The following is a 286-nucleotide window of genomic DNA, read 5'->3' as shown; positions in this document are numbered from 1 at the left end:
GGATCACTAAAAGAATTAGCAAGACAGCACAATTGCTTATTTGTTGCAGGCTTATGCCCGCGAAACCGTCGGCAAAACCCAAAGTGCTTAAAACGTTTCCAGTTAGGACATTTAAGGATGGTATCCCTGATATCCCCAATGCTCCGTTTGTAATCTTTAAATTCAGAAAGATGACCCTAACCACTTCGCCAAATCCCAGCGTGGCAATTGCCAAGTACAAGCCATTGAGTCTAAGAGCGGGAAAGCCGATAATGAGAGCAATCAGCACTGAAGCCATCCCCCCCTG

The 286-nt window shown here is 45.8% G+C and carries 1 pseudogene; it reads right to left on the bottom strand.

From position 1 onward, the window contains the following. Window positions 1–286 (bottom strand): annotated as a pseudogene (locus tag UF75_RS30630) (branched-chain amino acid ABC transporter permease); the annotation flags it as partial.

It is taken from the genome of Desulfosporosinus sp. I2 (assembly GCF_000960765.1).
Taxonomy (GTDB): Bacteria; Bacillota; Desulfitobacteriia; order Desulfitobacteriales; family Desulfitobacteriaceae; genus Desulfosporosinus.
The sequence above is the reverse complement of the archived record's forward strand: the minus strand, read 5'-3'. Positions and strand labels throughout refer to the sequence as shown.